This window comes from Pseudomonas sp. A0308 (genome assembly GCF_044218815.1).
Classification (GTDB): domain Bacteria; phylum Pseudomonadota; class Gammaproteobacteria; order Pseudomonadales; family Pseudomonadaceae; genus Aquipseudomonas; species Aquipseudomonas iridis.
In genome coordinates this window covers 1,878,248-1,898,826 of the sequence record NZ_CP162581.1, presented here as the reverse complement: position 1 = coordinate 1,898,826, position 20,579 = coordinate 1,878,248, and the positions used below count along the sequence as shown (strand labels likewise).

Sequence of the window (20,579 nt, the reverse complement as noted above, 5' to 3'; positions counted from 1 at the left end):
GGCAGGCGGCAGATCAGGACTTGGCTTTGAACTCGGTCATCTGACCGAAGCCGGTCGGCGAGGTTTTGCTCTCGGTGGTGGCGCAGGTGCCTTCCGGAACGAGTTTCCAGGCGTTGGCCTGGTAATCCATTTTCGAGGTGCCGGCACAAGTGGTACCAGCGCCCGCAGCGCAATCGTTCTTGCCTTTCAATGCCACGCCGAAGCATTTTTCCATTTTGGTGTCGGCAGCTTGAGCGGTCGAAACGCTAGCGATGCTCAGCGCGGAGCCAAGGGCCAGAACCAGTGCGGTGGCGGACAGGGTGCGGGTAGTAGCAGTCATGGTGTTTCTCCAGATTCAGCTTGGGGTTTTACAAGCGAAATGTGCTTGCTTGTCCCTCTAGAGAAATGACATGGCAATGCGTTACAGCCCCGTACAAATCTTTTTCAGAAAATACGCCATCCCTGTGTAGGAGCTGCCGAGGGGGGGGATTTGACGGGCACAAAAAAAAAACGGCCCGAAGGCCGTTTTTTTGTTTGGCGCAACCCATCAACCGCCGAGATACGCCTCGCGCACTTTCGGGTCGGTCAGCAGCGCTTCACCGGTGCCTTGCATGACCACGCGGCCGTTCTCCAGAACGTACGCACGGTCGGCGATTTTCAGCGCCTGGTTGGCGTTCTGCTCGACCAGGAATACCGTCACACCGTCCTTGCGCAGCTGTTCGATGATGTCGAAGATCTGCTGGATGATGATCGGTGCCAGACCCAGCGACGGCTCGTCGAGCAGCAGCAGTTTCGGCTTGCTCATCAGCGCACGGCCGATGGCGAGCATTTGCTGTTCGCCACCGGACATGGTGCCGCCGCGTTGGGCAAAGCGTTCTTTCAGGCGTGGGAAAAGTCCGAGAACCTTGTCCATCTGTTCCTGATAGTCGCCCTTGTCGGTGAAGAATCCGCCCATGGCGAGGTTTTCTTCAACGGTCAGACGGGCAAACACCCGACGACCTTCCGGGACCACGGCAATGCTCTTGCGCATGATCTGCGACGAGTCCTGGCCGATCAGTTCCTCACCCATGTAGCGGATGCTGCCGCTGTGCGCTTGCGGCGAACCGCACAGCGTCATCAGCAGCGTGGACTTGCCGGCACCGTTGGCGCCGATCAGGGTCACGATCTCGCCCTGACGGACTTCGACGTTGACGCTGTGCAGGGCCTGGATCTTGCCGTAGAAGGTGGAAACGTTTTCGAACTGCAGCATTTACGCTTCCCCCAGGTAGGCTTTGATCACTTCAGGATTGTCGCGGATCTGTTCCGGCGTGCCGTCGGCCAGAGGCGTGCCCTGGTTGATCACAACGATGTGGTCGGAAATGCTCATGACCAGTTTCATGTCGTGCTCGATCAGCAGCACGGTGACGTTGTGCTCTTCACGCAGCATGCTGATCAGCGCTTTGAGATCTTCGGTTTCCTTCGGGTTCAGGCCGGCGGCCGGTTCGTCGAGCATGAGGATCCGCGGTCGGGTCATCATGCAGCGGGCGATTTCCAGACGACGTTGCTGACCGTACGCCAGGGTGCCGGCAGTACGGTTGGCGAACTCTTTGAGGTTGACCTTATCCAGCCAGTACTCGGCAAATTCCATCGCCTCGCGCTCGCTTTTGCGGAACGCCGGGGTCTTGAACAGGCCGGACAGGAAGTTGGTGTTCAGGTGACGGTGCTGGGCGATCAACAGGTTCTCGACCGCCGTCATGTCCTTGAACAACCGCACGTTCTGGAAGGTGCGCACCACGCCTTTGAGGGCGATCTTGTGGCCCGGCAGGCCCTGAATCGGCTCGCCGTCGAGCAGGATGCTGCCGCCGCTAGGCTGGTAGAAACCGGTCAGGCAGTTGAACACGGTGGTCTTGCCCGCGCCGTTCGGCCCGATCAATGCAACCACCTGTTTTTCCTTCACGGTCAGGGCCACGCCGTTGACCGCCAGCAAGCCGCCGAAGCGCATGCTCAGGTTTTCAACTTTAAGGATCTCGCGGCTCATTTTCGCAACTCCATGTGTGGGCGTTGCATCGGCAGCAGACCTTGTGGACGCCAGATCATCATCAACACCATCAGGGCACCGAACATCAACATGCGGTACTCGCTGAACTCACGCATCATTTCCGGCAACAGGATCATCACCACGGCAGCGAGGATCACGCCGAGCTGCGAGCCCATGCCGCCCAACACGACGATGGCGAGAATGATCGCCGACTCGATGAAGGTGAACGACTCCGGTGTCACCAGGCCTTGGCGGGCGGCGAAGAAGCTGCCGGCAAAACCGGCGAACGCAGCACCGAGGGTGAACGCGGAAAGCTTGATCACGGTTGGGTTGAGACCCAGCGCGCGGCAAGCGATTTCGTCTTCACGCAGCGCTTCCCACGCACGGCCGATCGGCATGCGCAGCAGGCGGTTGATGACGAACAGTGCCGCCAGCGCCAGCAACAGGGCAACGAGGTAAAGGAAGATCACCTTGTTGATCGAGTTGTACTGCAGGCCGAAATACTCGTGGAAGGTTTGCATCCCTTCTGCGGCTTTGCGTTCGAAGGTCAGGCCGAAGAACGTTGGCTTGTCGATGTTGCTGATGCCGTTCGGGCCACCCGTGATGTCGGTCAGGTTACGCAGGAACAGACGGATGATCTCGCCGAAGCCGAGGGTCACGATCGCCAGATAGTCACCGCGCAAACGCAATACCGGGAAGCCCAGCAGGAAACCGAACGTCGCCGCCATCAGGCCGGCAATCGGCAGGCAGATCCAGAAGCTCAGGCCGTAGTAGTGCGACAACAGCGCGTAGCTGTAGGCGCCGACGGCGTAGAAGCCGACGTAACCAAGGTCGAGCAGACCGGCCAGACCGACGACGATATTCAGGCCCAGGCCGAGCATCACGTAGATCAGGATCAGCGTTGCAATGTCCACCGCGCCACGGGAGCCGAAGAACGGCCACACCAGCGCCAGCAGGATCAGCGCAATGATGAAATAGCGCTGGGTGGTCGGCAGGGTCAGGAAGTTGCTGGCCTTGGCCGGGATCAGCGGCATGCCCGGCGAGGAACGCCAGGCCTTGCTGATCTGCTGGTTGAACAGCACGCGCAGGAACATCAGCACCGAGCAGATGGCGATGGTCGCCAGAACAGCCGTGCTGGTGTTGTGCACTTCCAGATTGATGCCGACGATGGTCAGTTTCAGACCCAGTACCGGGTAGGCCACGGCCCACACCAGCAAGGCACTGAACAGTGCCTGTTTCAGATTCCTAGTCATACTTTCTCAACCTCCGGACGGCCCAGAATGCCGGTCGGACGGAACAACAGCACCAGAACCAACAAGCCGAAAGCCACGACGTCCTTGTACTGGTCGCCGAAGATATCGGCACCGAAAGCTTCCGCCACCCCAAGCACCAACCCGCCGAGCATGGCGCCGGGGATGCTGCCGATCCCGCCCAGTACCGCGGCGGTGAAGGCTTTGAGGCCGACGAGGAAACCGGCGTTCGGGTTGATCACCCCGTATTGCATGCTCAGCAGCACAGCCGCGACGGCCGCCAGCGCAGCACCAATGACGAAGGTCAGGGCGATGATGTTGTTGGTGTTGATGCCGAGCAGGTTGGCCATCTTGATGTCTTCGGCACAGGCGCGGCAGGCGCGACCCAGACGAGAGCGAGAGATGAACAGTGTCAGGCCGAGCATGGCGATCAACGTGACCACGAACACCACGATCTGCATGTAGGAAATCAGCACTTCTTGTGCGCCACCTGGCCCGAAGACGATGTTGCCCGGAATCAGGTTGGGGATAGCTTTGTCCTTGGAGTCTTGCGCCAGCAGAACCGTGTTCTGCAGGAAGATCGACATACCGATGGCGGAAATCAGCGGGATCAGACGGTTGCTGCCACGCAGGGGGCGGTAGGCGATCCGTTCGATGCTGTAACCGTAGGAACTGGTAACGACGATGCTGGCGATGAACGCCGCCGTCATCAACAGCGGGACACTGTCGAGTCCCATCATGGTGAGCCCGGCGATGGCGATGAACGCCACGTAGGAGCCAATCATGTACACCTCGCCGTGGGCGAAGTTGATCATTCCAATGATGCCGTAAACCATCGTGTAGCCGATGGCGATCAGGGCATACATGCTGCCAACGTTCAGGCCGTTAACCAGCTGTTGGAAGAAGTGATAGATGTCAGGCATTACAGCGCTCCTAAAAACCTGATACGCATTTCACTGGTGGAGTCATTTTCCCGCCCGGCCCCGTGGATCTTTATCCACTTCGAATCCGGGTTTTGCCAGCGAACCGCTGATGACGGTTTTGAGATTTTCAGGTGGGGAGACTGGCGGATCACGCCAGCGCGGCCCTATACATTCGTAAAACAAAGCCCACGGCACGCCGTGGGCTTTATTGGCAGTCAGTCTGGCAATGCCTTACTGAGGCGAAACTTCAGTTTTAGGTTTGCCGTTGTGCCACTCGTAGACTACGAATTTGAAGTCCTTGAGGTCGCCCTTGGCGTCGTAGCTAAGGTCGCCAGTCGGGGTCTTGAAGGTGCCGGCGTGAATGGCTTCCGCCACTTTGGTCGGGTCTTCGGACTTGGCAGCCTTGATGCCTTCGGCGATCAGGGTCACGGCCGAGTAGGACGGGAACACGAACGGGCCGCTCGGATCTTCTTTCTTCGCTTTGAATGCATCAGCCAGGGCGATGTTGGCAGGGTCCTGGTCGAAGGATTTCGGCAGGGTCACCAGCAGGCCTTCGGCAGCGTCTTTGGCGATCTGGGTGATCGAGTCGTTACCCACGCCTTCCGGACCCATGAACTTGGCTTTCAGGCCTTTTTCCTGAGCCTGGCGCAGGATCAGGCCCAGCTCCGGGTGGTAGCCGCCGTAGTAAACGAAGTCGACGTTGGCTTGCTTGAGTTTGGCAATGATTGCCGAGAAGTCCTTGTCGCCGGCGTTGACGCCTTCGAACACGGCAACTTTGGTGCCTTTCTTCTCAAGGGTCGATTTGACGGCAGTGGCGATGCCTTCACCGTATTGCTGCTTGTCGTGCAGCACGCCGACGATTTTCGGTTTGACGTGGTCGGCGATGTAGTTACCGGCGGCAGGGCCCTGGGCGCTGTCCAGACCGATAGTACGGAAAATCATTTTGTAACCACGGGCGGTGATGTCCGGGCTGGTGGCAGCCGGGGTGATCATGATCACGCCTTCGTCTTCGTAGATGTCCGAAGCCGGTTGAGTGGAGCTGGAGCACAGGTGACCGACCACGAACTTGACGCCGTCGTTGACGACCTTGTTCGCAACCGCTACCGCTTGTTTTGGATCGCAGGCATCGTCGTATTCAACGGCTTCGAGGTTCTTGCCGTCGACGCCGCCCTTGGCGTTGATCTGTTCGATGGCCATTTTCGCGCCACTGAACTGCATGTCGCCGTATTGGGCTACTGGACCGGTCTTTGGACCGGCGATACCGATTTTGATGGTGTCAGCTGCGAACGAATGGCTGGCAACCCCGGCCAGAACCATAGCGGCAAACAGTTTGGAAATCTGCTTAGTAGCCTTAGTCATAGTGCTCCACTCTTACTGTTGTAATTTTTTTTTGAGTTCTGGCGCCGTAGCAGCAGAACCGGGTCAGATATCTTTGCGATACCTTCCGGAAATGCCCTCGGCAACTGTACCGGTACAGTGTAGAGCGCCGGTTGTTGGCCTGGGAAGCAGGCGCCGAGGGACAAAACTTGAGGGTGTCGCATTTTTGAATGAAAAAGACAGAATTGCGGCGGGGCGTTCGTGGGCATATATCCCAATCAACAGCATTCCTTGGCCTTCCTGCGCTTTTCGTTCGGTGCAGCTTTTTGCAACCGGGTTTTTCTGGCGGACCACCGACGTTATTATTCGCGTCGATTTCTTTTCCGGACAGAACCCATGAACCAAGAACCTAGCACCCTCTATGCCAAGCTGCTTGGTGAAACCGCATCTATTACCTGGAAGGAGCTGGAGCCGTTCTTCGCCAAGGGTGCCCTATTGTGGGTCGACCCGAGCCTGGATCTGATCGCCGCCGCCGAAGCCGTGGCCTCTGATGAAGGCGAGAAAGTCGCTGCCTGGCTGGCCGAAGACAAGGTCGCCAAGCTGTCTGAATCGCGGGCGCTGGATCTTTTCGAGCGTGACCCTGTGCTGTGGGCCGTGGTGGTCAGCCCGTGGATTTTGATCCAGGAAAGGGCAGGCGAATAAGCGTGCGCACCTTATTGGTGCGCGACCTCATCCAAAGAAAGTGTGTAGCCGAGTAGCGTGATGGCACGTTGCCGTAGAGATTCGCCACAGGCAGGGGTGGCATAACGGTGACGTAAACGTAACGAGCACAGTTTAGTAAGCCGCCTGACGGCTGCTTAATTGTTTCTGGATGTTGGATCGGCTGAAATTTTCAGTGAATTTGATGGCCTCATCGCTGGCAAGCCAGCTCCCACAGGGTCGTTGTTGAACACACAACCTGCGCACGACCCAAAACCTGTGGGAGCTGGCTTGCCAGCGATTGCGGCAACTCGGTCTGGAGTCAGACCGTAAACGACTTCCCGGTATGGTTATTCAGCGAAATAACCTTGGTCTTGCCAATCCGGTGACGGTAGATCTCGCGCAGGTACTTGATCGACTTCTTCACGCAATCACGCGACAGACGAATGTCGTTGATCGAGACAAACTTCTCTTTATCGTTGATCAGTTCGCGGTACTTCTTTTCGTACATCGGTTTGATCGCGTACCAGTTGGTGTCGAGGATCTTCGCCGGGTTTTCGAACTCGTTGAGCAGTTCGTCGATGCGGTCTTCGTCGAATTCTTCATTGATGATGAAGTCGAGGATCGAGTTATCCAGCGTTTCGTCGAAACGGTACGGATTTTTCGCGAAACAGCGTTTGATGAACGCGACGATCAGTGTCAGGAAGTCGTCCGACAGGCACGGGCTCTTGGCGATCAAGGTGGTTAGGGACAGGTTGGCCGAGGCACCGATCACCAGTGCGTAGCGCTTGAGCGTGGTATTGGGGAACAGGCTGTTGAGGTGCGTCTTCAACCGGTTCAGATCCATGTACGACAGCTTGTAGTCTTTGGGCAGCGAAACGATCGACACCACCGACGAGCAGTTCTTGAAGAAATGCAGGTCGTGCAAGGCAGCGGCATCGTAGCCGGAATTCTTGTACTGTTCGAGCGAGGCACGATAGCGCTTGGACTCGATCGGCAACAGGCTGATGCCTTCAATGGCCTGGGTGACTTTGTTGAAGTGCGGCAGGTCGATCGAACGGAAGAACAAGTCGTCGATGTTCAGACGCTGCGGTTCTTTATCGAACACCTTGAACTTGTCGCTGCTCGGCGGCGGGGTTTCCGGCACCACCGATTCGGCGTAGGCGATCGCCACCGGGCCGGCCAGGCTCATGAACAGGTCGTTGGCGTCGAGGCGAATGGTTTCGCCGATGTCGATGCCGGCGCGACGGAAGTAGTTCTGGTCGTAGTCGGTGGTGACTGCCTGCGCCGTCAGAATGTTGAAGATCTGCTGCGAGATGTACTGATTGGCGTGTTTCTCCATCGCATTGACATCAATGTTCTGGATGTTGCCGTCATCGTTTTCTTCGGCGTAACGCATGATGTCGTTGGAGATCAGCATCATCGCGTTCCATGGGCGGATACGGCCCATGACGCTGGCTTCGCTGCTGTCTTCATTGGCGAAGTTGTAGGAGAAATCCCATTCTTCCGAAAGGTATTTGCACAGCAGGCGACCGGCGTTGATGTGCAGCGCCTCGGACATTTCGCTGCGGTGGTCGGAAATGTTCGGCAGCACACAGATGCCGCTGGTGAAGATCGGCTCGAACACGAACGAATGACCGCTCTTGCCGTCGTGCTCATCCATCGGCTTGGTGTCGAACGTCTTGTTCATGTACGAATGCTGCTGGGCCAGGCCAAACTCCGAGGCCATGCCCGAACCCGTACCGCCGCCGGCACTGAAGATCGAAAAGTACAGGCGCGACTGGTTGGCCTTGATGCCGCAGCTGTCGATCAGGTACGAGTGGATCATTTTCCAGTCTGGACTGGAGAAGCGCTGGGTGTCCTTGTTGAGGATGATCTTCGCCAGATACTGGCCGAGGATCGGCGCGTTACCGGCGCCACCGGCGTGGACTTCGGACAGGTCCATGATTTTCATTTTGCTGTAGTCGCGCAGGAAGCCGCTCTTTTCGCTCTTGCGCGAGAAACGGATGCGTCCGGCGATGTCTTTGTCGAGGTCGCCGAGCATGACCAGCGGTTCCACCAGGAACACCGGTTTGCTCGCTTTGCTGGTGCCAAGTCGCAGGTTGTTTTTGATCCACTGCGCCGGGCTGTAGCCCTTGTCGGCCGAACGCCGGTCGCCTGCACGGTCTTCGTTGTTGAATTCATTGAGGTAGAACTTGCGCGCGTTGTACACCAACTCCGCCACATCGAGGGCGATGTTGGAGCCGCAGCGACCGAGGCCGATCAGGCACACCGACGGGAATTCCTGATCGCTGTGCTGCTCGTTGTCGCCTTCCAGATGCGGCGGGCGCGGGAACACCATGTCGCGCAAACCGTCGAGGTTGTCGAGGATGCGGTCGGTGTTGGTTTCGGTGAAGTACAGGTATTGCTGGGTCGACAGCGGGCGCGAGGGAACCAATGGCTTGGACGATGACGGGCTGTTGGCGGCCGGGCTCAAGGTCAGATCGGATACCGCTGTGGCGGGATTATTTTTAGAAGTCATTGTGCGCCATGTACCTGGACTGGGTTGGTCCGGTGACTGAATGTCAGCGAACCTCACGGAATAAGATGTCGCGTCTTTTTTGCGCGAATTTGGCCCTAGCGTCAGGGACTTGGCCTGACTGTCGCTTGGGGGGAATCCTTTCCTGATCGTTGATGAATCGGCCATTATTCGGCGATCTTTAATCAAAAGGAGGCTAAATGATGTCATCGCTACCATCGTTGGGGTTTGCCGGAATTGGCCTGATGGGCCTGCCGATGTGCCGACGCCTGCTGGCGGCGGGTTATCCGCTGACGGTGTGGAACCGCAATCCGGCCAAGTGCGCGCCACTGGTCGCGGCCGGCGCCCGACAGGTCGCCAGCCCGTCTGAACTGTGCGAACACGCCGACGTGGTGATGTTGTGCCTGGCGGATACCGCCGTGGTGCGCGAGGTGGTATTTGGCCCGGCCGGTGTCGCCGAGGGCGCGAAGGGCGGTCAGTTGCTGGTGGATTTTTCCAGTCTCGAACCTACGGCCACTCGAGAGATGGCCGCGCAATTGCTGAGTCAAACCGGCATGGCCTGGCTCGACTCTCCGGTGTCAGGCGGGGTGGTCGGCGCCGAGGCCGGCAGTCTGGCGATCATGGTCGGTGGTGAGGCGGCAGATCTTGAGCGCGTACGCTCGGTGCTGCTCAATCTTGGCCAGCGCGTTACGCACATGGGCGGCGTGGGTGCCGGTCAAGTGACCAAGGCCTGTAATCAGATGATCGTCGCCTGCAATGCGCTGGTGATCGCTGAAGTGGTGGCACTGGCCGAGCAGGCCGGGGTCGATGCGCGCTTGATCGCTGAAGCGTTGGCCGGTGGTTTTGCCGATTCGAAACCGTTGCAGATCCTCGCCCCGCAAATGGCCGAGAGCCGTTTCGAACCGGTGAAGTGGCACGTGCGCACGCTGCTCAAGGATCTCGACACCGCCGTGAAATTCTCTCGCGAGCAAGGCTCGGCCACGCCGATCAGCGGATTGGCCGCACAACTGATGCGCCTGCATGGGGCGCAAGGCTTTTTGGAGCAAGATCCAGCGACACTGGTGCAAATGTACCGCGCGCCAGAATCAACGGATTGACCGAGTGTGATTGTTTGCGTTGATTGATTTCTTCCAGCACCGGGCGTAGCTCGTCCAGCGGCACCGGGCGGCTGAGCAAGTAACCCTGAATGAAATCGCAGCCGGAGCGTTCGAGGAATTCGTACTGCTCCAGGCTTTCGACGCCTTCGGTGACCACCTGCAAATGCAGGGTGTGGGCCATGACGATGATCGCCTGGACGATCTCCATGTCTGCCGTCGCCTTGGGAATGTCGAGGATGAACGAACGGTCAATCTTCAGCGTGTTGAGCGGCAAGCGCTTGAGGTAAGCCAGTGACGAGTAGCCAGTGCCGAAGTCGTCGATCGACAGCGACACGCCGAGGGCGCGGATCTGCCGCAACAGCACCAGAGTATCGGCGATATTGCCCATCAAGGCATTTTCGGTGACTTCCAGTTCCAGACGTTCCGGAGCGACGCCAGCGGTGCGCAACGCATTTTCGATTTCGTCGGCCAGTTCTTCGCGAGCGAGGTTCAACGGCGAACAGTTCCAGGCGATTTTCAGTTCTTCGCAGCCATGTTTCGACAGCTCGCCCAGGTCCTTGCAGGCCCGGCGCAGCACCCAGTTGTCCAGCTCGGCAATCAGGCCATTGTTTTCCGCGATGCTGATAAAAGAGTCAGGTGTCAGCAGACCACGAATCGGATGCTGCCAGCGGATCAGCGCTTCGAGCTTGGTCACCCGACCGGTTTTCAGTTCGAAGATCGGTTGGTAATACAGCGTCAGGCCGTTTTCTTCGCGCAGTGCGTGGCGCAGTTCTTCTTCGAGTTGCAATTCGAGGGTCGCGCGGTTTTTCAGGCTGGAACTGAAAAAGTGCAGGCCATTGCGCCCGGCGCCCTTGGACTGATACAGCGCCAGATCGGCGTGCTTGAGCAATTCTTCGCAGGTGCTGCCATCTTCAGGAAACAGACTGATGCCGATGCTGGTGGTCATCACCATGCGGCGTCCGGCCAGTTCTATCGGCTCCTTCATCTTGGCCATGATCCGCTGGGCCATGTTGCGCGCCTCATCGCGGTCGCGCAGGCTGATCAGAATGCAGAACTCGTCACCGCCGAAACGCGCGACCACATCTTCATGGCTGCGCACCGAACCTTTGATGTGATTGGCAATGACCTTGAGCAGGGCATCACCGGCGTCGTGGCCAAGGCTGTCGTTGATGCGTTTGAAGTGGTCGATGTCGAGAAACATCACCGCGAGCATGCCGCCTTCGGTGGTTTTCTGGCTGAGCTTCTCGGCAAAGATCTGATTGAAGCCGCGGCGGTTGATCAGGTTGGTCAGGGCGTCGTAGTTGGCCACTTGTTGCAGCGCCATGCGTGCCTGATCAAGTTGGCTGAGCAGGGCGTTGACCCGGCGCAGGTCGTTTTCCTTGTTCTGCAGTTTCTTGTCGAACAGCGCCGCGCTGATCGCGCTGCTCAGAATCAACAGGATGATCAGCGCGACTGTCAGGCCCAGTTGCAGTTGGCTGGTATCGACGGGCGTCGCGGGCAGGCTGCCCTCGGGCAACACCAGTTGCAGGGCTGCCATTCCAGTGAAATGCATGCTGAAAATGCCCGCGCCGAGTATCAGCGCCGCGCTGTATTTGAGCAGTTGATGAGCCATGCCACTGCCTTCGCGCAAGTAACCGGCTACCCGCAGCGCGGCGAAACTGGCGCCGATGGCGATAGCTATCGACAGCGCAAACAGGGACGGTTCGTAGTACGCAGTGGCGCGCGATTGCATGGCGGCCATACCCACGTAATGCATGCCGGCGATGCCGAGGCCGATGAGCAGTGCGGTTTTCAGGTAGAGCACCAGGCTCGGCTGCGCATGGCTCAGCGTGTACATCGCCAGCCACGAGGCGAGCAGGGCGATCAACAGGGAAAACAGGGTGATCGGCAGGTCGTACTGGATTTCAATCGGCGCCTGAAAGGCGAGCATGCCGATGAAATGCATGGCCCAGATGCCGCCGGCCAGGCAGGTGGCGCCTATCCAGCGCCACAATCGCTGGGAACTCGGGTCGTCGGCGTGGGCAACCCGCTCGGCCATATCGAGGGTGGCAAAACTCGCAGCGCAAGCAACCAGATAGGCCACCAGCACCAGCAAGGGATTATGTGTGCAATCAAGAATGACCTGCCCGCTCTCCGGCAGCTCGGTAACGAACTGCAAACCAAGCCACTCCATAGCACGCCCCGTCTCTGAAGTCCTACCGCGCGGTTAACGCTGGCTGAAGACAGAAGTATAGAGGCGGTTTTCGGGGAGCAAGCGGTAGTGGCACATTGGTGCTAATGATTTCGGCATTAGCGTCATAGCGATTGGCGCTAAGGGTCAGGCGCTCTTCTCAAAGGGGATTTCGGCCCAGTCCGGTTGCAAGGGAGGCAGTCCGAAACGGGCGCGCGCCTTGTCGCAATCGACATTTTGCTCGCCGTTTTCCCAAGACGACTCGAATTCACGGCAGGTGCTGGAGCGTTTGTCATAAATCGAACAGCTCACGGTGCTGCCAACGTCACCCTCCAATGCGGTGCATCGAGGCGATTTGCAGTCGGTGCCGTTCATCGCCACCCGGCTGGGAGAGATTTGAGTCACCAGCTCATCGGGCACTGTACCCCCGGACGAAGCACATTCACCCCAGAAAAAAGACACGCGAAAATGGGAACAGCAGGCACCGCAATTCAGACACGGACTGACTTCGGACATTGGGGAGGGTATCAAAGGGATTGATCGGGAGATCCGGACGGATCCGGTGGCCATTCTAGGCTTCGCAACGGCAATGGGAAGGGGGGCTTGAAACTATTTTTTTATGGCAAGGTTTTGCCGGAAAAGCCCCGGATTCAAGGGGATTGCAGACTTATCAAGGGCTTACGTTTCGTTACAGTGACATGGCCCTATATCAGGCAGACGAATGATCACAGACAGCCGCCACAGCGCTGACTAGATTGCAGGTTCCGGGCTCGGATGCGTTGGCAGTGAAGCCCTATAACAATAAAGAGACGGACCCATGCAGAACTCGACCCAAGCGGCGAATGCCTGGCGCATTCTGTTCCTGCTGTTCCTCGCCAACCTGTTCAACTTCTTCGACCGCACCATTCCGGCGATCATCATCGAGCCGATCCGCATGGAATGGCATCTCAGCGACTTTCAGCTGGGCATCGTCGGTACGGCATTCACCATTGTTTACGCGATCGCCGGGTTGCCGCTTGGGCGCATGGCTGATACGGGTTCACGCAGCAAACTGATGGGGTGGGGGCTGGCGACATGGAGTGCGTTGACCGCCGTCAACGGGCTGGTCGGCAGTTTCTGGAGTTTCCTGATCGTGCGAATGGGCATCGGCATTGGTGAGGCCAGCTATGCGCCGGCCGCCAACTCGTTGATCGGCGATCTGTTCCCGGCTCATCGCCGGGCGCGGGCCATGGGCATCTTCATGCTGGGGCTGCCGCTGGGGTTGCTACTGGCGTTCTTCACCATCGGCTGGATGGTCAAGGCGTTCGACAGCTGGCGCGCACCATTCTTTATCGCCGCCGTGCCGGGCTTGTTGCTGGCAGTGTTCATGTTTTTCATCAAGGAACCCAAGCGCGGGGCGGCGGAAAGCGTGCAGGTGTCGCAGGAGAAAGTCGACAAGCCGATCCGCCGGATCCTCGCTGTGCCGACCTTCCTGTGGCTGGTGATGGCGGGGCTGTGCTTCAACTTTGCCACTTATGCCTGCAATTCGTTTCTGGTGCCGATGCTGCAGCGTTATTTCCTGATGCCGTTGCAGGAAGCGGCGGTGGCGACCGGTGTGATCGTCGGCGTGACCGGGCTGATCGGTTTGACCCTTGGCGGCTGGATTGCCGACAAAATCCACCAGCGGGTGGCTAACGGTCGTCTGTTGTTTGCGGCATTCAGCCTGATCATTTCGACACTGTGCACGGCGTGGGCGCTGCACGCCGGACGGATCGAGATAGGTCTGTTTGTTGCGGTATTCAGCCTGGGTTGGCTGTTTGCCTACAACTTCTACACTTGCGTGTACACGGCGATTCAGGACGTGGTCGAACCGCGCCTGCGGGCCACGGCGATGGCGTTGTTCTTTGCCGGTTTGTATTTGCTGGGCGGAGGATTGGGACCGGTGGTGGTAGGCGGGTTGTCGGATCATTTCGCGCACACGGCGATGTTGGCAGCCGGGGCGCAGCAGATGACCGAAGCATTCAAGGCTGTCGGGCTGCATGACGCGATGTACCTGATTCCGGTGGCACTGTTCCTGACCATGGTGTTTCTGTTTTTGGCGGCGCGGTGTTTTGTGCGCGATGCGCAGCGGATGAAAGAGGGGTTGGTTGCGGTGGTTGAGCCTGATGTTGCAGTAGCGACTGCATAACCGCTATCGCTGGCAAGCCAGCTCCCACAGGTCCTGAGGTGATCACATGATTTGTGGGCGACTCCATCACTGTGGGAGCTGGCTTGCCAGCGATAAGGCCATCAATATCAGCGGATAAATAACAGGCAAACAAAAAGGCCCGCATCACTGCGGGCCTTCTTGTTTTCAGCGGTGGAGCAGGGTGGTTTAACCCGCCACCAATACCCGGATCGCTTCCAGGCGCAACGCCGCTTTATCCAGCATCGCCAAGCCCTGCTCCCGCTGCTCGCGCAACGCAACCAGTTCGCTGTCACGTACGGTCGGGTTGACCGCTTGCAGCGCGGTCAGGCGCGCCAGTTCTTCGTCGGTGTCGGCCGCCAGACGGCGACGGGCCTCGGCCACGCGCTCGGCGTGACGCGGGGTGATCTTCTCTTCACCGGCGTTGATCCGTGGCGTCAGCTGATCGCGCTGGGCCTGGATGAACTTGTTGGCGCTGGCACGTGGCACGCTTTCGAGCTGATCGTTCAGCGTCTCGAACGAAACGCGTGACGACAAGTCGTTGCCGTTGGCATCCAGCAGGCAGCGCAGGGCGGCCGGTGGCAGGTAACGGCCCAGTTGCAGCGAACGCGGGGCAACCACTTCGCTGACGTAAAGCAGTTCCAGCAACACGGTGCCCGGTTTCAGCGCCTTGTTCTTGATCAGCGCGACGGCGGTGTTGCCCATCGAACCGGACAGCACCAGATCCATGCCGCCCTGCACCATCGGGTGTTCCCAGGTGATGAACTGCATGTCTTCGCGCGACAGCGCCTGGTTGCGGTCGTAAGTGATGGTCACGCCTTCGTCGTCGCCCAGCGGGAAACTGGCGTCGAGCATCTTCTCGCTTGGCTTGAGGATCAGGGCGTTTTCCGAATGGTCTTCGCTGTCGATGCCAAACGCATCGAACAGGGTTTCCATGTAGATAGGCAGGGCGAACTGATCGTCTTGCTCAAGGATGTCCTCGACCAACTGATCGCCTTCGCCCGAACCGCCGGAGTTGAGTTCCAGCAGGCGGTCGCGACCGGTGTGCAGCTCCTGTTCCAGACGCTCGCGCTCGGTGCGCGCCTCGTCGATCAGCGCTTGCCACTCGCTGTCGTCGGCTTCTTCGAGCAGCGGCAGCAGGCGCGGGCCAAACTGATGCTGCAGGGCGTTGCCGGTCGGGCACGTGTTGAGGAACGCATTCAACGCTTCGTGATACCACTGGAACAGACGCTCTTGCGGGCTGGTTTCCAGGTACGGCACGTGCAGTTCGATGATGTGCTTCTGACCGATCCGGTCGAGACGACCGATACGTTGTTCCAGCAAGTCCGGGTGCGCCGGCAGATCGAACAGCACCAAATGGTGAGCGAACTGGAAGTTGCGACCTTCACTGCCGATTTCCGAGCAGATCAGTACCTGCGCGCCAAACTCTTCGTCGGCGAAGTAGGCGGCGGCGCGGTCGCGCTCAAGGATGTTCATGCCTTCATGGAACACCGTGGCCGGGATGCCGGAGCGCACGCGCAGGGCGTCTTCCAGGTCCATCGCGGTTTCGGCGTGGGCGCAGATCACCAGCACTTTGGTGCGCTTGAGCATTTTCAGCTGATCGATCAGCCACTCGACGCGTGGGTCGAATTTCCACCAGCGCTCTTCTTCATTCGCATCCGGCTGCGCCTGGAAGCTGACTTCCGGATACAGCTCGGCGTGGTCGCCCAGCGGCAGTTCGAGGTATTCGTCCGGGCACGGCAACGGGTACGGGTGCAGATTGCGTTCCGGGAAACCCTGCACGGCGGCGCGGGTGTTACGGAACAGCACGCGGCCGGTGCCGTGGCGGTCGAGCAGTTCACGCACGAGGCGGGCGCTGGCTTCGGTGTCGCCATCGTTGACCGCGGTCAGCAGGGCTTCGCCTTCGTTGCCGAGGAAACCGTGGATGGTCTTGTGTGCTTCAGGCGACAGGCGCCCTTTGTCCAGCAGCTCCTGAACGGCTTCAGCCACCGGGCGATAGTTTTCGCTCTCGGCGCGGAAGGCGGCCAGGTCATGGAAACGGTTCGGATCGAGCAGGCGCAGACGGGCGAAGTGGCTGTCCTGTCCCAGTTGTTCCGGGGTCGCGGTGAGCAGCAACACGCCAGGAATCACTTCGGCCAGTTGCTCAACCAGCGAATACTCGGGGCTGGCCTTTTCTTCGTGCCAGACCAGGTGGTGCGCTTCGTCGACCACCAGCAAGTCCCAACCGGCGGCGAACAGCGCGTCCTGGGCTTTCTCGTCTTCGACCAGCCACTCCAGCGCAACCAGCGCCAGTTGGGTGTCTTCGAACGGGTTGGCGGCATCGCTTTCGATGAAGCGTTCTTCGTCGAACAGCGCAACTTGCAGGTTGAAGCGGCGGCGCATCTCCACCAGCCACTGGTGCTGAAGGTTTTCCGGCACCAGGATCAGCACGCGATTGGCACGGCCCGAGAGCAGTTGGCGATGGATCACCAGACCGGCTTCGATGGTTTTACCCAGGCCCACTTCATCCGCCAGCAATACGCGTGGCGCGATGCGGTCGGCGACTTCACGGGCGATGTGTAACTGGTGCGCGATCGGTTGCGCGCGCACGCCGCCCAGACCCCAGAGCGCAGATTGCAACTGGCGGCTGGTGTGTTCGAGGGTGTTGTAACGCAGGGAGAACCACGCCAACGGGTCGATCTGCCCGGCGAACAGACGGTCGCTGGCCAGACGGAACTGAATGAAGTTCGACAGCTGGGTTTCCGGCAGGGTGACGGCTTCGTTCTGCGCGTTGAGGCCGTGATAGACCATCAGGCCATCGACGTCGTCGACTTGCTGGACAGTCATCTTCCAGCCTTCGAAGTGGGTAATGCTGTCACCGGGCGAGAACCGCACGCGGGTGAGGGGCGCATTCCGTAGCGCGTACTGGCGGGTTTCGCCAGTGGCCGGGTAAAGCACGGTCAACAAGCGGCCATCCTGTGCCAGAACGGTGCCTAAACCAAGCTCTGCTTCGCTGTCACTGATCCAGCGTTGCCCCGGTTGATACTGCTGCGCCATGCTGCCTGACTCCCACCTTGAAAAAGCGGGCTATCTTAACGGAATGCAGGCTTCAGGGCCAAAGGATTAGGCGCAGCGGCAAGTTTTTAGCCACAAGCGTGTAGCACGCCTAATGCGGTCATCTGTCAGTTTGCGAAGGTTGTGGGGCACCAGTGAGTGCCAACCCTGTCACAAGTTTGCGACCAGTGGCTCAAGGCACCTTCGCCGCAGCCGATAGCCTGCTGACAGGAGATCTCTTATATGTTGCCACCGATGCTCCCCTTGAGCGTTGTGCCAGTTACTTCTCAGCAGGATCCGATTCGTCAGCGACCGGACATTCCTCCTGTAGTGCCGGTGCAGGAAAGCTCGAACGAAAGCACGATCGATCTGCAAAAGCGTGATCCTGAAGAGGACGGTTTGCTGCTGCGCGAAGAACAGCGTCGCCAGCAGGAGCGCGATCGCCGTCGCCGCGAAGCCGATGAAGACCCTGAAGAACACCTCGCCGTGCCCGGCGACGAACTCAATGCCGACAACACCGTGCCCGTCGTGCCGCTTATGGAAGATCAGCCGCGTCAGGGTTTGTGGGTCGATATCGAGATCTGATATTCGTCGTTTACATAAAATGTTCTAGAGCGTTGGTGCTGGCGACTGGTCAGCGCTGGCGTGAGGCTGCATTATTGGCGCAGTCCTGCCGTTGTCGCGGCAGTTGTGATTATTTTTAGCGATGTATGTTGCCATGAGCCAAGACGACAAACTGATCGACCTCAATTCTGAGCGTGCCAAGCGCGTACATGACATCAAAGAGAAGCGCTTGAACGAAGTGCGCAATGCCTTCGAGCAGGCAATGCCTTTGGGGAAACCGAAGAAAAAATCGAAGAACAAGCCGAAAAAGCGTTGATCTCCTCCTGCATCCGTTGATGCATGTCAGTTATTTCCCCTCCTTTGCGTTCTGTGTTGGCCGGACTTGATCCTGGTCAATTATTGCGCCTGCGTGTTTGGTTAACTTAGTTCCATCGCAGCAGAGCAGGTTCAGGAGGCCAGTCATGTTTTTCGATAACGTGGTTTTTGCCGGAGTGCTGACTGTCGGCCTCATGGTTCTGTTTTTTGCAGGGTTTGGATTTTTTATCTGGAAGGATGCGAATAAGCGCAAGAAGTGATTCTTCTGGATTGATGAGCACGCAAGGCATTTTGGGCGACTTCGGTTGCCCTTTTTTTTTGCCTTGGCGGCCTGTGGGCCGACCAGGTTGTTGGGGGGGCTGTGTGAATATCCGTTTTTTGGGTGATGGCTGAGTAGGGTTCCGCCCTTACGGCGGGTCACCTTTTCCAAGCGCCGAAAAGGTAACCCAAAAGGCTTTGCCCTGACGTTCGGCCCGCTCGCTGGGGCTCGGGGTTCCTTCGCTCCGGGTTCATCCAGGGCATCGATTCCGGTTTGCTTCGCTGCACCTCCTTTCGATGTTCTCCCCGGATGAATCCCTCCACTCAGCCTGCCGACGGGCCTGAAGATCAAAAGCTCAGCCGAGCTAACGCTCATCCTGTTGAGTGGGGGAAGAGCGTGCGGTCGACTCTTGTTTTGTGGTGGGTTTTCCCTCGCGCCAGCCCTCTCCCTAGGGTGAGGGGCTCTTGATTTGCTGCCCCTTCGGCAGGCCGTACGCCGGGGCAAAGCCTTTTAGGTTAAGGGCGAAACCCTAAGCAGCCCTCGCCGCAGCCAAGGATATGGCCCCAAATCCCAAACCAAAAAAAGGCGCGATCCTCTCGAATCACGCCTTTTTCATTTCCAGCTATCTATCAGCTACCCAACGCCTTGGACGCCAGCCAGAACAAGCCGGCGGACAGTGCCACGGTCGCTGGCAGGGTCAGTACCCAGGCCAGCAGGATGGTGCGAACCGTCCCGCCTTGCAGGCCGCTCTTGTTGGCGACCATGGTACCGGCCACGCCCGAGGAGAGTACGTGGGTGGTGGATACCGGCAGGCTGAAGATGTTGGCCATACCGATCAGGGTCGCGGTAGTGATCTGCGCCGACATGCCTTGCGAGTAGGTCATGCCTTGCTTGCCGATCTTCTCGCCGATGGTCAGTACTACGCGTTTCCAGCCGACCATGGTGCCCAGGCCCAGGGCCAGAGCGACCGCCAGAATCACCCAGAACGGGGCGTATTCGGTGGTGGTGGTCAGGTCTTTGCGCAGTTTGTCGAGGTCAGCCTTTTCGCGTGGTTCCAGGCCAGGCAACTTGCCGACTTTCTTCGCAGTGTCGTCCAGGCACAGCAGGTAGCGACGGACTTCAATACGGCTTTCGGAAGACAGCGAGCGATAGTCCGCAACACCTTTAAGGGTGTGCAACAGGGCGGTGATGGTCGGTTCGGTCTGCTGCGGGTTGCAGCGGAATTTCTCCGGCAGGTCGCCTTCCACGCTCTTGCCCAAAGCCAGGAATTCACCCAGCGAATCGCTGTTGCGCTGGTAGAACTGGCTCAGGTGCAGCGTCGCGTCGCGGGTGCGTTCGATCTGGTAGGTGGTGCTGTTCAGGTCGAGGACGAACTGCGCAGGTACGATACCGATCAGCACCAGCATGATCAGGCCGATGCCTTTCTGACCATCGTTGGAGCCGTGCACGAAGCTTACGGCCATGGCCGAGATCACCAGAACCAGACGGTTCCAGAACGGTGGGTGCTTCTTGTCATCGAGCTTGCGGCGTTGTTCCGGCGTCTTGTGCATCTTCGACAGCGGGCGCCACCATTTCAGACCGATCAGCACCAGCGCCGCGATCAGGAAGCCGGCCATTGGCGAGAACACCAGCGAGGCGCCGATGTCGATCGCCTTCTGCCAGTTCACACCATCGGCCAACGGAATGTCGTTGATCAGGGCGTTGGCCAGGCCGACACCGAGGATCGAACCGATCAGGGTGTGCGAGCTGGAGGCCGGGATACCGAAGTACCAGGTGCCAAGGTTCCAGGCGATTGCCGCGGCGAGCAACGAGAACACCATCGCCAGCCCGTGGCCGGTGTTCACATTGATCAGCAGCTCAACCGGCAGCAAATGGACAATGGCATACGCCACGCCAACGCCACCCAGCAGAACGCCGAGGAAGTTGAACACGCCGGAAAAGAACACCGCCAGGTGAGGCGGCATGGCTTTGGTGTAGATAACAGTGGCTACCGCGTTAGCGGTGTCATGAAATCCATTGATGAACTCGAAGGCGAGGACGAATGTCAGGGCGAGCAGGAGGCTCACAAGCACCCAAGCATCCAGTCCGCTGAATAAATCGATCATGAAGGTTTTCTGACCCGGTCGTAAGGGGGCGCGATTATGCCAGAAAAGTCTCGAAATCGATGCCCTACCTGCTAATCAGTAACACTCTTATTCGAATTAATTTGTTGCAGCGCATTAAAACCAAGCGGCGCGCAGGGTCTTTCAAGTTACTGAATTTATTGGGAAAGGC

General features: G+C 58.7%; 17 protein-coding genes. 6 read left to right on the top strand and 11 right to left on the bottom strand.

What is annotated here, in order from left to right; genetic code table 11:
- Nucleotides 1-13 precede the first annotated feature (13 nt).
- The 6 genes from AB4P92_RS08885 to AB4P92_RS08860 all read right to left on the bottom strand — a co-directional run bounded on the left by AB4P92_RS08885 (nucleotide 14) and on the right by AB4P92_RS08860 (nucleotide 5,528).
- The gene (locus AB4P92_RS08885) at nucleotides 14-319 is read right to left on the bottom strand and encodes a DUF2282 domain-containing protein (RefSeq protein WP_042557987.1); all 306 of its coding nucleotides are present in this window, start codon (nucleotides 317-319) and stop codon (nucleotides 14-16) included.
- Between the two features lie 207 nt (nucleotides 320-526).
- Nucleotides 527-1,228 carry an ABC transporter ATP-binding protein gene (locus AB4P92_RS08880; protein ID WP_042557988.1) on the bottom strand — a complete coding sequence of 234 codons (702 nt, stop codon included), beginning with the start codon at nucleotides 1,226-1,228 and terminating at the stop codon, nucleotides 527-529.
- Nucleotides 1,229-1,996 carry a high-affinity branched-chain amino acid ABC transporter ATP-binding protein LivG gene (gene livG / locus AB4P92_RS08875; protein WP_042557989.1) on the bottom strand — a complete coding sequence of 256 codons (768 nt, stop codon included), beginning with the start codon at nucleotides 1,994-1,996 and terminating at the stop codon, nucleotides 1,229-1,231.
- Nucleotides 1,993-3,249 (bottom strand): high-affinity branched-chain amino acid ABC transporter permease LivM, encoded by a 1,257-nt coding sequence (locus AB4P92_RS08870; RefSeq protein WP_042557990.1) that lies wholly within the window; start codon nucleotides 3,247-3,249, stop codon nucleotides 1,993-1,995. Before AB4P92_RS08870 ends, livG begins: the two co-directional genes overlap by 4 nt.
- Complete coding sequence (livH, locus tag AB4P92_RS08865) at nucleotides 3,246-4,169, bottom strand: high-affinity branched-chain amino acid ABC transporter permease LivH (protein WP_042557991.1); 924 nt, start codon at nucleotides 4,167-4,169, stop codon at nucleotides 3,246-3,248. Before livH ends, AB4P92_RS08870 begins: the two co-directional genes overlap by 4 nt.
- A gap of 231 nt (nucleotides 4,170-4,400) precedes the next feature.
- The gene (locus AB4P92_RS08860; protein ID WP_047300025.1) at nucleotides 4,401-5,528 is read right to left on the bottom strand and encodes a branched-chain amino acid ABC transporter substrate-binding protein; all 1,128 of its coding nucleotides are present in this window, start codon (nucleotides 5,526-5,528) and stop codon (nucleotides 4,401-4,403) included.
- Between the two features lie 354 nt (nucleotides 5,529-5,882).
- On the opposite strand from AB4P92_RS08860, the gene AB4P92_RS08855 reads away from it, so the two are divergent.
- Nucleotides 5,883-6,188: a DUF2288 domain-containing protein gene (locus AB4P92_RS08855; RefSeq protein WP_042557993.1), complete on the top strand. Its 306-nt coding sequence runs from the start codon at nucleotides 5,883-5,885 to the stop codon at nucleotides 6,186-6,188.
- 319 nt (nucleotides 6,189-6,507) lie between these two features.
- On the opposite strand, the gene AB4P92_RS08850 is transcribed toward AB4P92_RS08855, so the two are convergent.
- Nucleotides 6,508-8,706, bottom strand: a complete 2,199-nt coding sequence (locus AB4P92_RS08850; RefSeq protein WP_042557994.1) for a hypothetical protein — start codon at nucleotides 8,704-8,706, stop codon at nucleotides 6,508-6,510.
- Nucleotides 8,707-8,903: 197 nt separating this feature from the next.
- On the opposite strand from AB4P92_RS08850, the gene AB4P92_RS08845 reads away from it, so the two are divergent.
- On the top strand, nucleotides 8,904-9,800 hold the full coding sequence (locus AB4P92_RS08845) for an NAD(P)-dependent oxidoreductase (protein WP_210622117.1): 897 nt from the start codon (nucleotides 8,904-8,906) through the stop codon (nucleotides 9,798-9,800).
- Here the strand turns inward: AB4P92_RS08845 and AB4P92_RS08840 are convergent.
- Both AB4P92_RS08840 and AB4P92_RS08835 read right to left on the bottom strand, forming a co-directional pair.
- The gene (locus AB4P92_RS08840) at nucleotides 9,691-11,973 is read right to left on the bottom strand and encodes a putative bifunctional diguanylate cyclase/phosphodiesterase (RefSeq protein WP_395599250.1); all 2,283 of its coding nucleotides are present in this window, start codon (nucleotides 11,971-11,973) and stop codon (nucleotides 9,691-9,693) included. The genes AB4P92_RS08845 and AB4P92_RS08840 overlap by 110 nt on opposite strands.
- 144 nt (nucleotides 11,974-12,117) lie before the next feature.
- Nucleotides 12,118-12,486: a YkgJ family cysteine cluster protein gene (locus tag AB4P92_RS08835; protein ID WP_042557997.1), complete on the bottom strand. Its 369-nt coding sequence runs from the start codon at nucleotides 12,484-12,486 to the stop codon at nucleotides 12,118-12,120.
- 301 nt (nucleotides 12,487-12,787) lie between these two features.
- Between AB4P92_RS08835 and AB4P92_RS08830 the strand changes: the two genes are divergently transcribed.
- On the top strand, nucleotides 12,788-14,137 hold the full coding sequence (locus AB4P92_RS08830; RefSeq protein ID WP_042557998.1) for an MFS transporter: 1,350 nt from the start codon (nucleotides 12,788-12,790) through the stop codon (nucleotides 14,135-14,137).
- Nucleotides 14,138-14,323: 186 nt separating this feature from the next.
- Here the strand turns inward: AB4P92_RS08830 and rapA are convergent, their stop codons facing one another.
- Nucleotides 14,324-17,170, bottom strand: a complete 2,847-nt coding sequence (gene rapA / locus AB4P92_RS08825; RefSeq protein WP_042557999.1) for an RNA polymerase-associated protein RapA — start codon at nucleotides 17,168-17,170, stop codon at nucleotides 14,324-14,326.
- Between the two features lie 240 nt (nucleotides 17,171-17,410).
- Between rapA and AB4P92_RS08820 the strand changes: the two genes are divergently transcribed.
- The 3 genes from AB4P92_RS08820 to ccoM all read left to right on the top strand — a co-directional run bounded on the left by AB4P92_RS08820 (nucleotide 17,411) and on the right by ccoM (nucleotide 18,306).
- Nucleotides 17,411-17,752: a hypothetical protein gene (locus AB4P92_RS08820; RefSeq protein ID WP_042558000.1), complete on the top strand. Its 342-nt coding sequence runs from the start codon at nucleotides 17,411-17,413 to the stop codon at nucleotides 17,750-17,752.
- A gap of 133 nt (nucleotides 17,753-17,885) precedes the next feature.
- Entirely contained in the window at nucleotides 17,886-18,047 is a 162-nt protein-coding gene (locus tag AB4P92_RS08815; RefSeq protein WP_164488105.1) for a hypothetical protein, read from the top strand.
- Between the two features lie 145 nt (nucleotides 18,048-18,192).
- Nucleotides 18,193-18,306, top strand: a complete 114-nt coding sequence (gene ccoM / locus AB4P92_RS08810; protein ID WP_003222396.1) for a cytochrome c oxidase subunit CcoM — start codon at nucleotides 18,193-18,195, stop codon at nucleotides 18,304-18,306.
- Nucleotides 18,307-18,934: 628 nt separating this feature from the next.
- Here ccoM and AB4P92_RS08805 read toward each other — a convergent pair.
- Nucleotides 18,935-20,410 carry an inorganic phosphate transporter gene (locus AB4P92_RS08805; protein WP_047300029.1) on the bottom strand — a complete coding sequence of 492 codons (1,476 nt, stop codon included), beginning with the start codon at nucleotides 20,408-20,410 and terminating at the stop codon, nucleotides 18,935-18,937.
- Nucleotides 20,411-20,579: the final 169 nt, after the last annotated feature.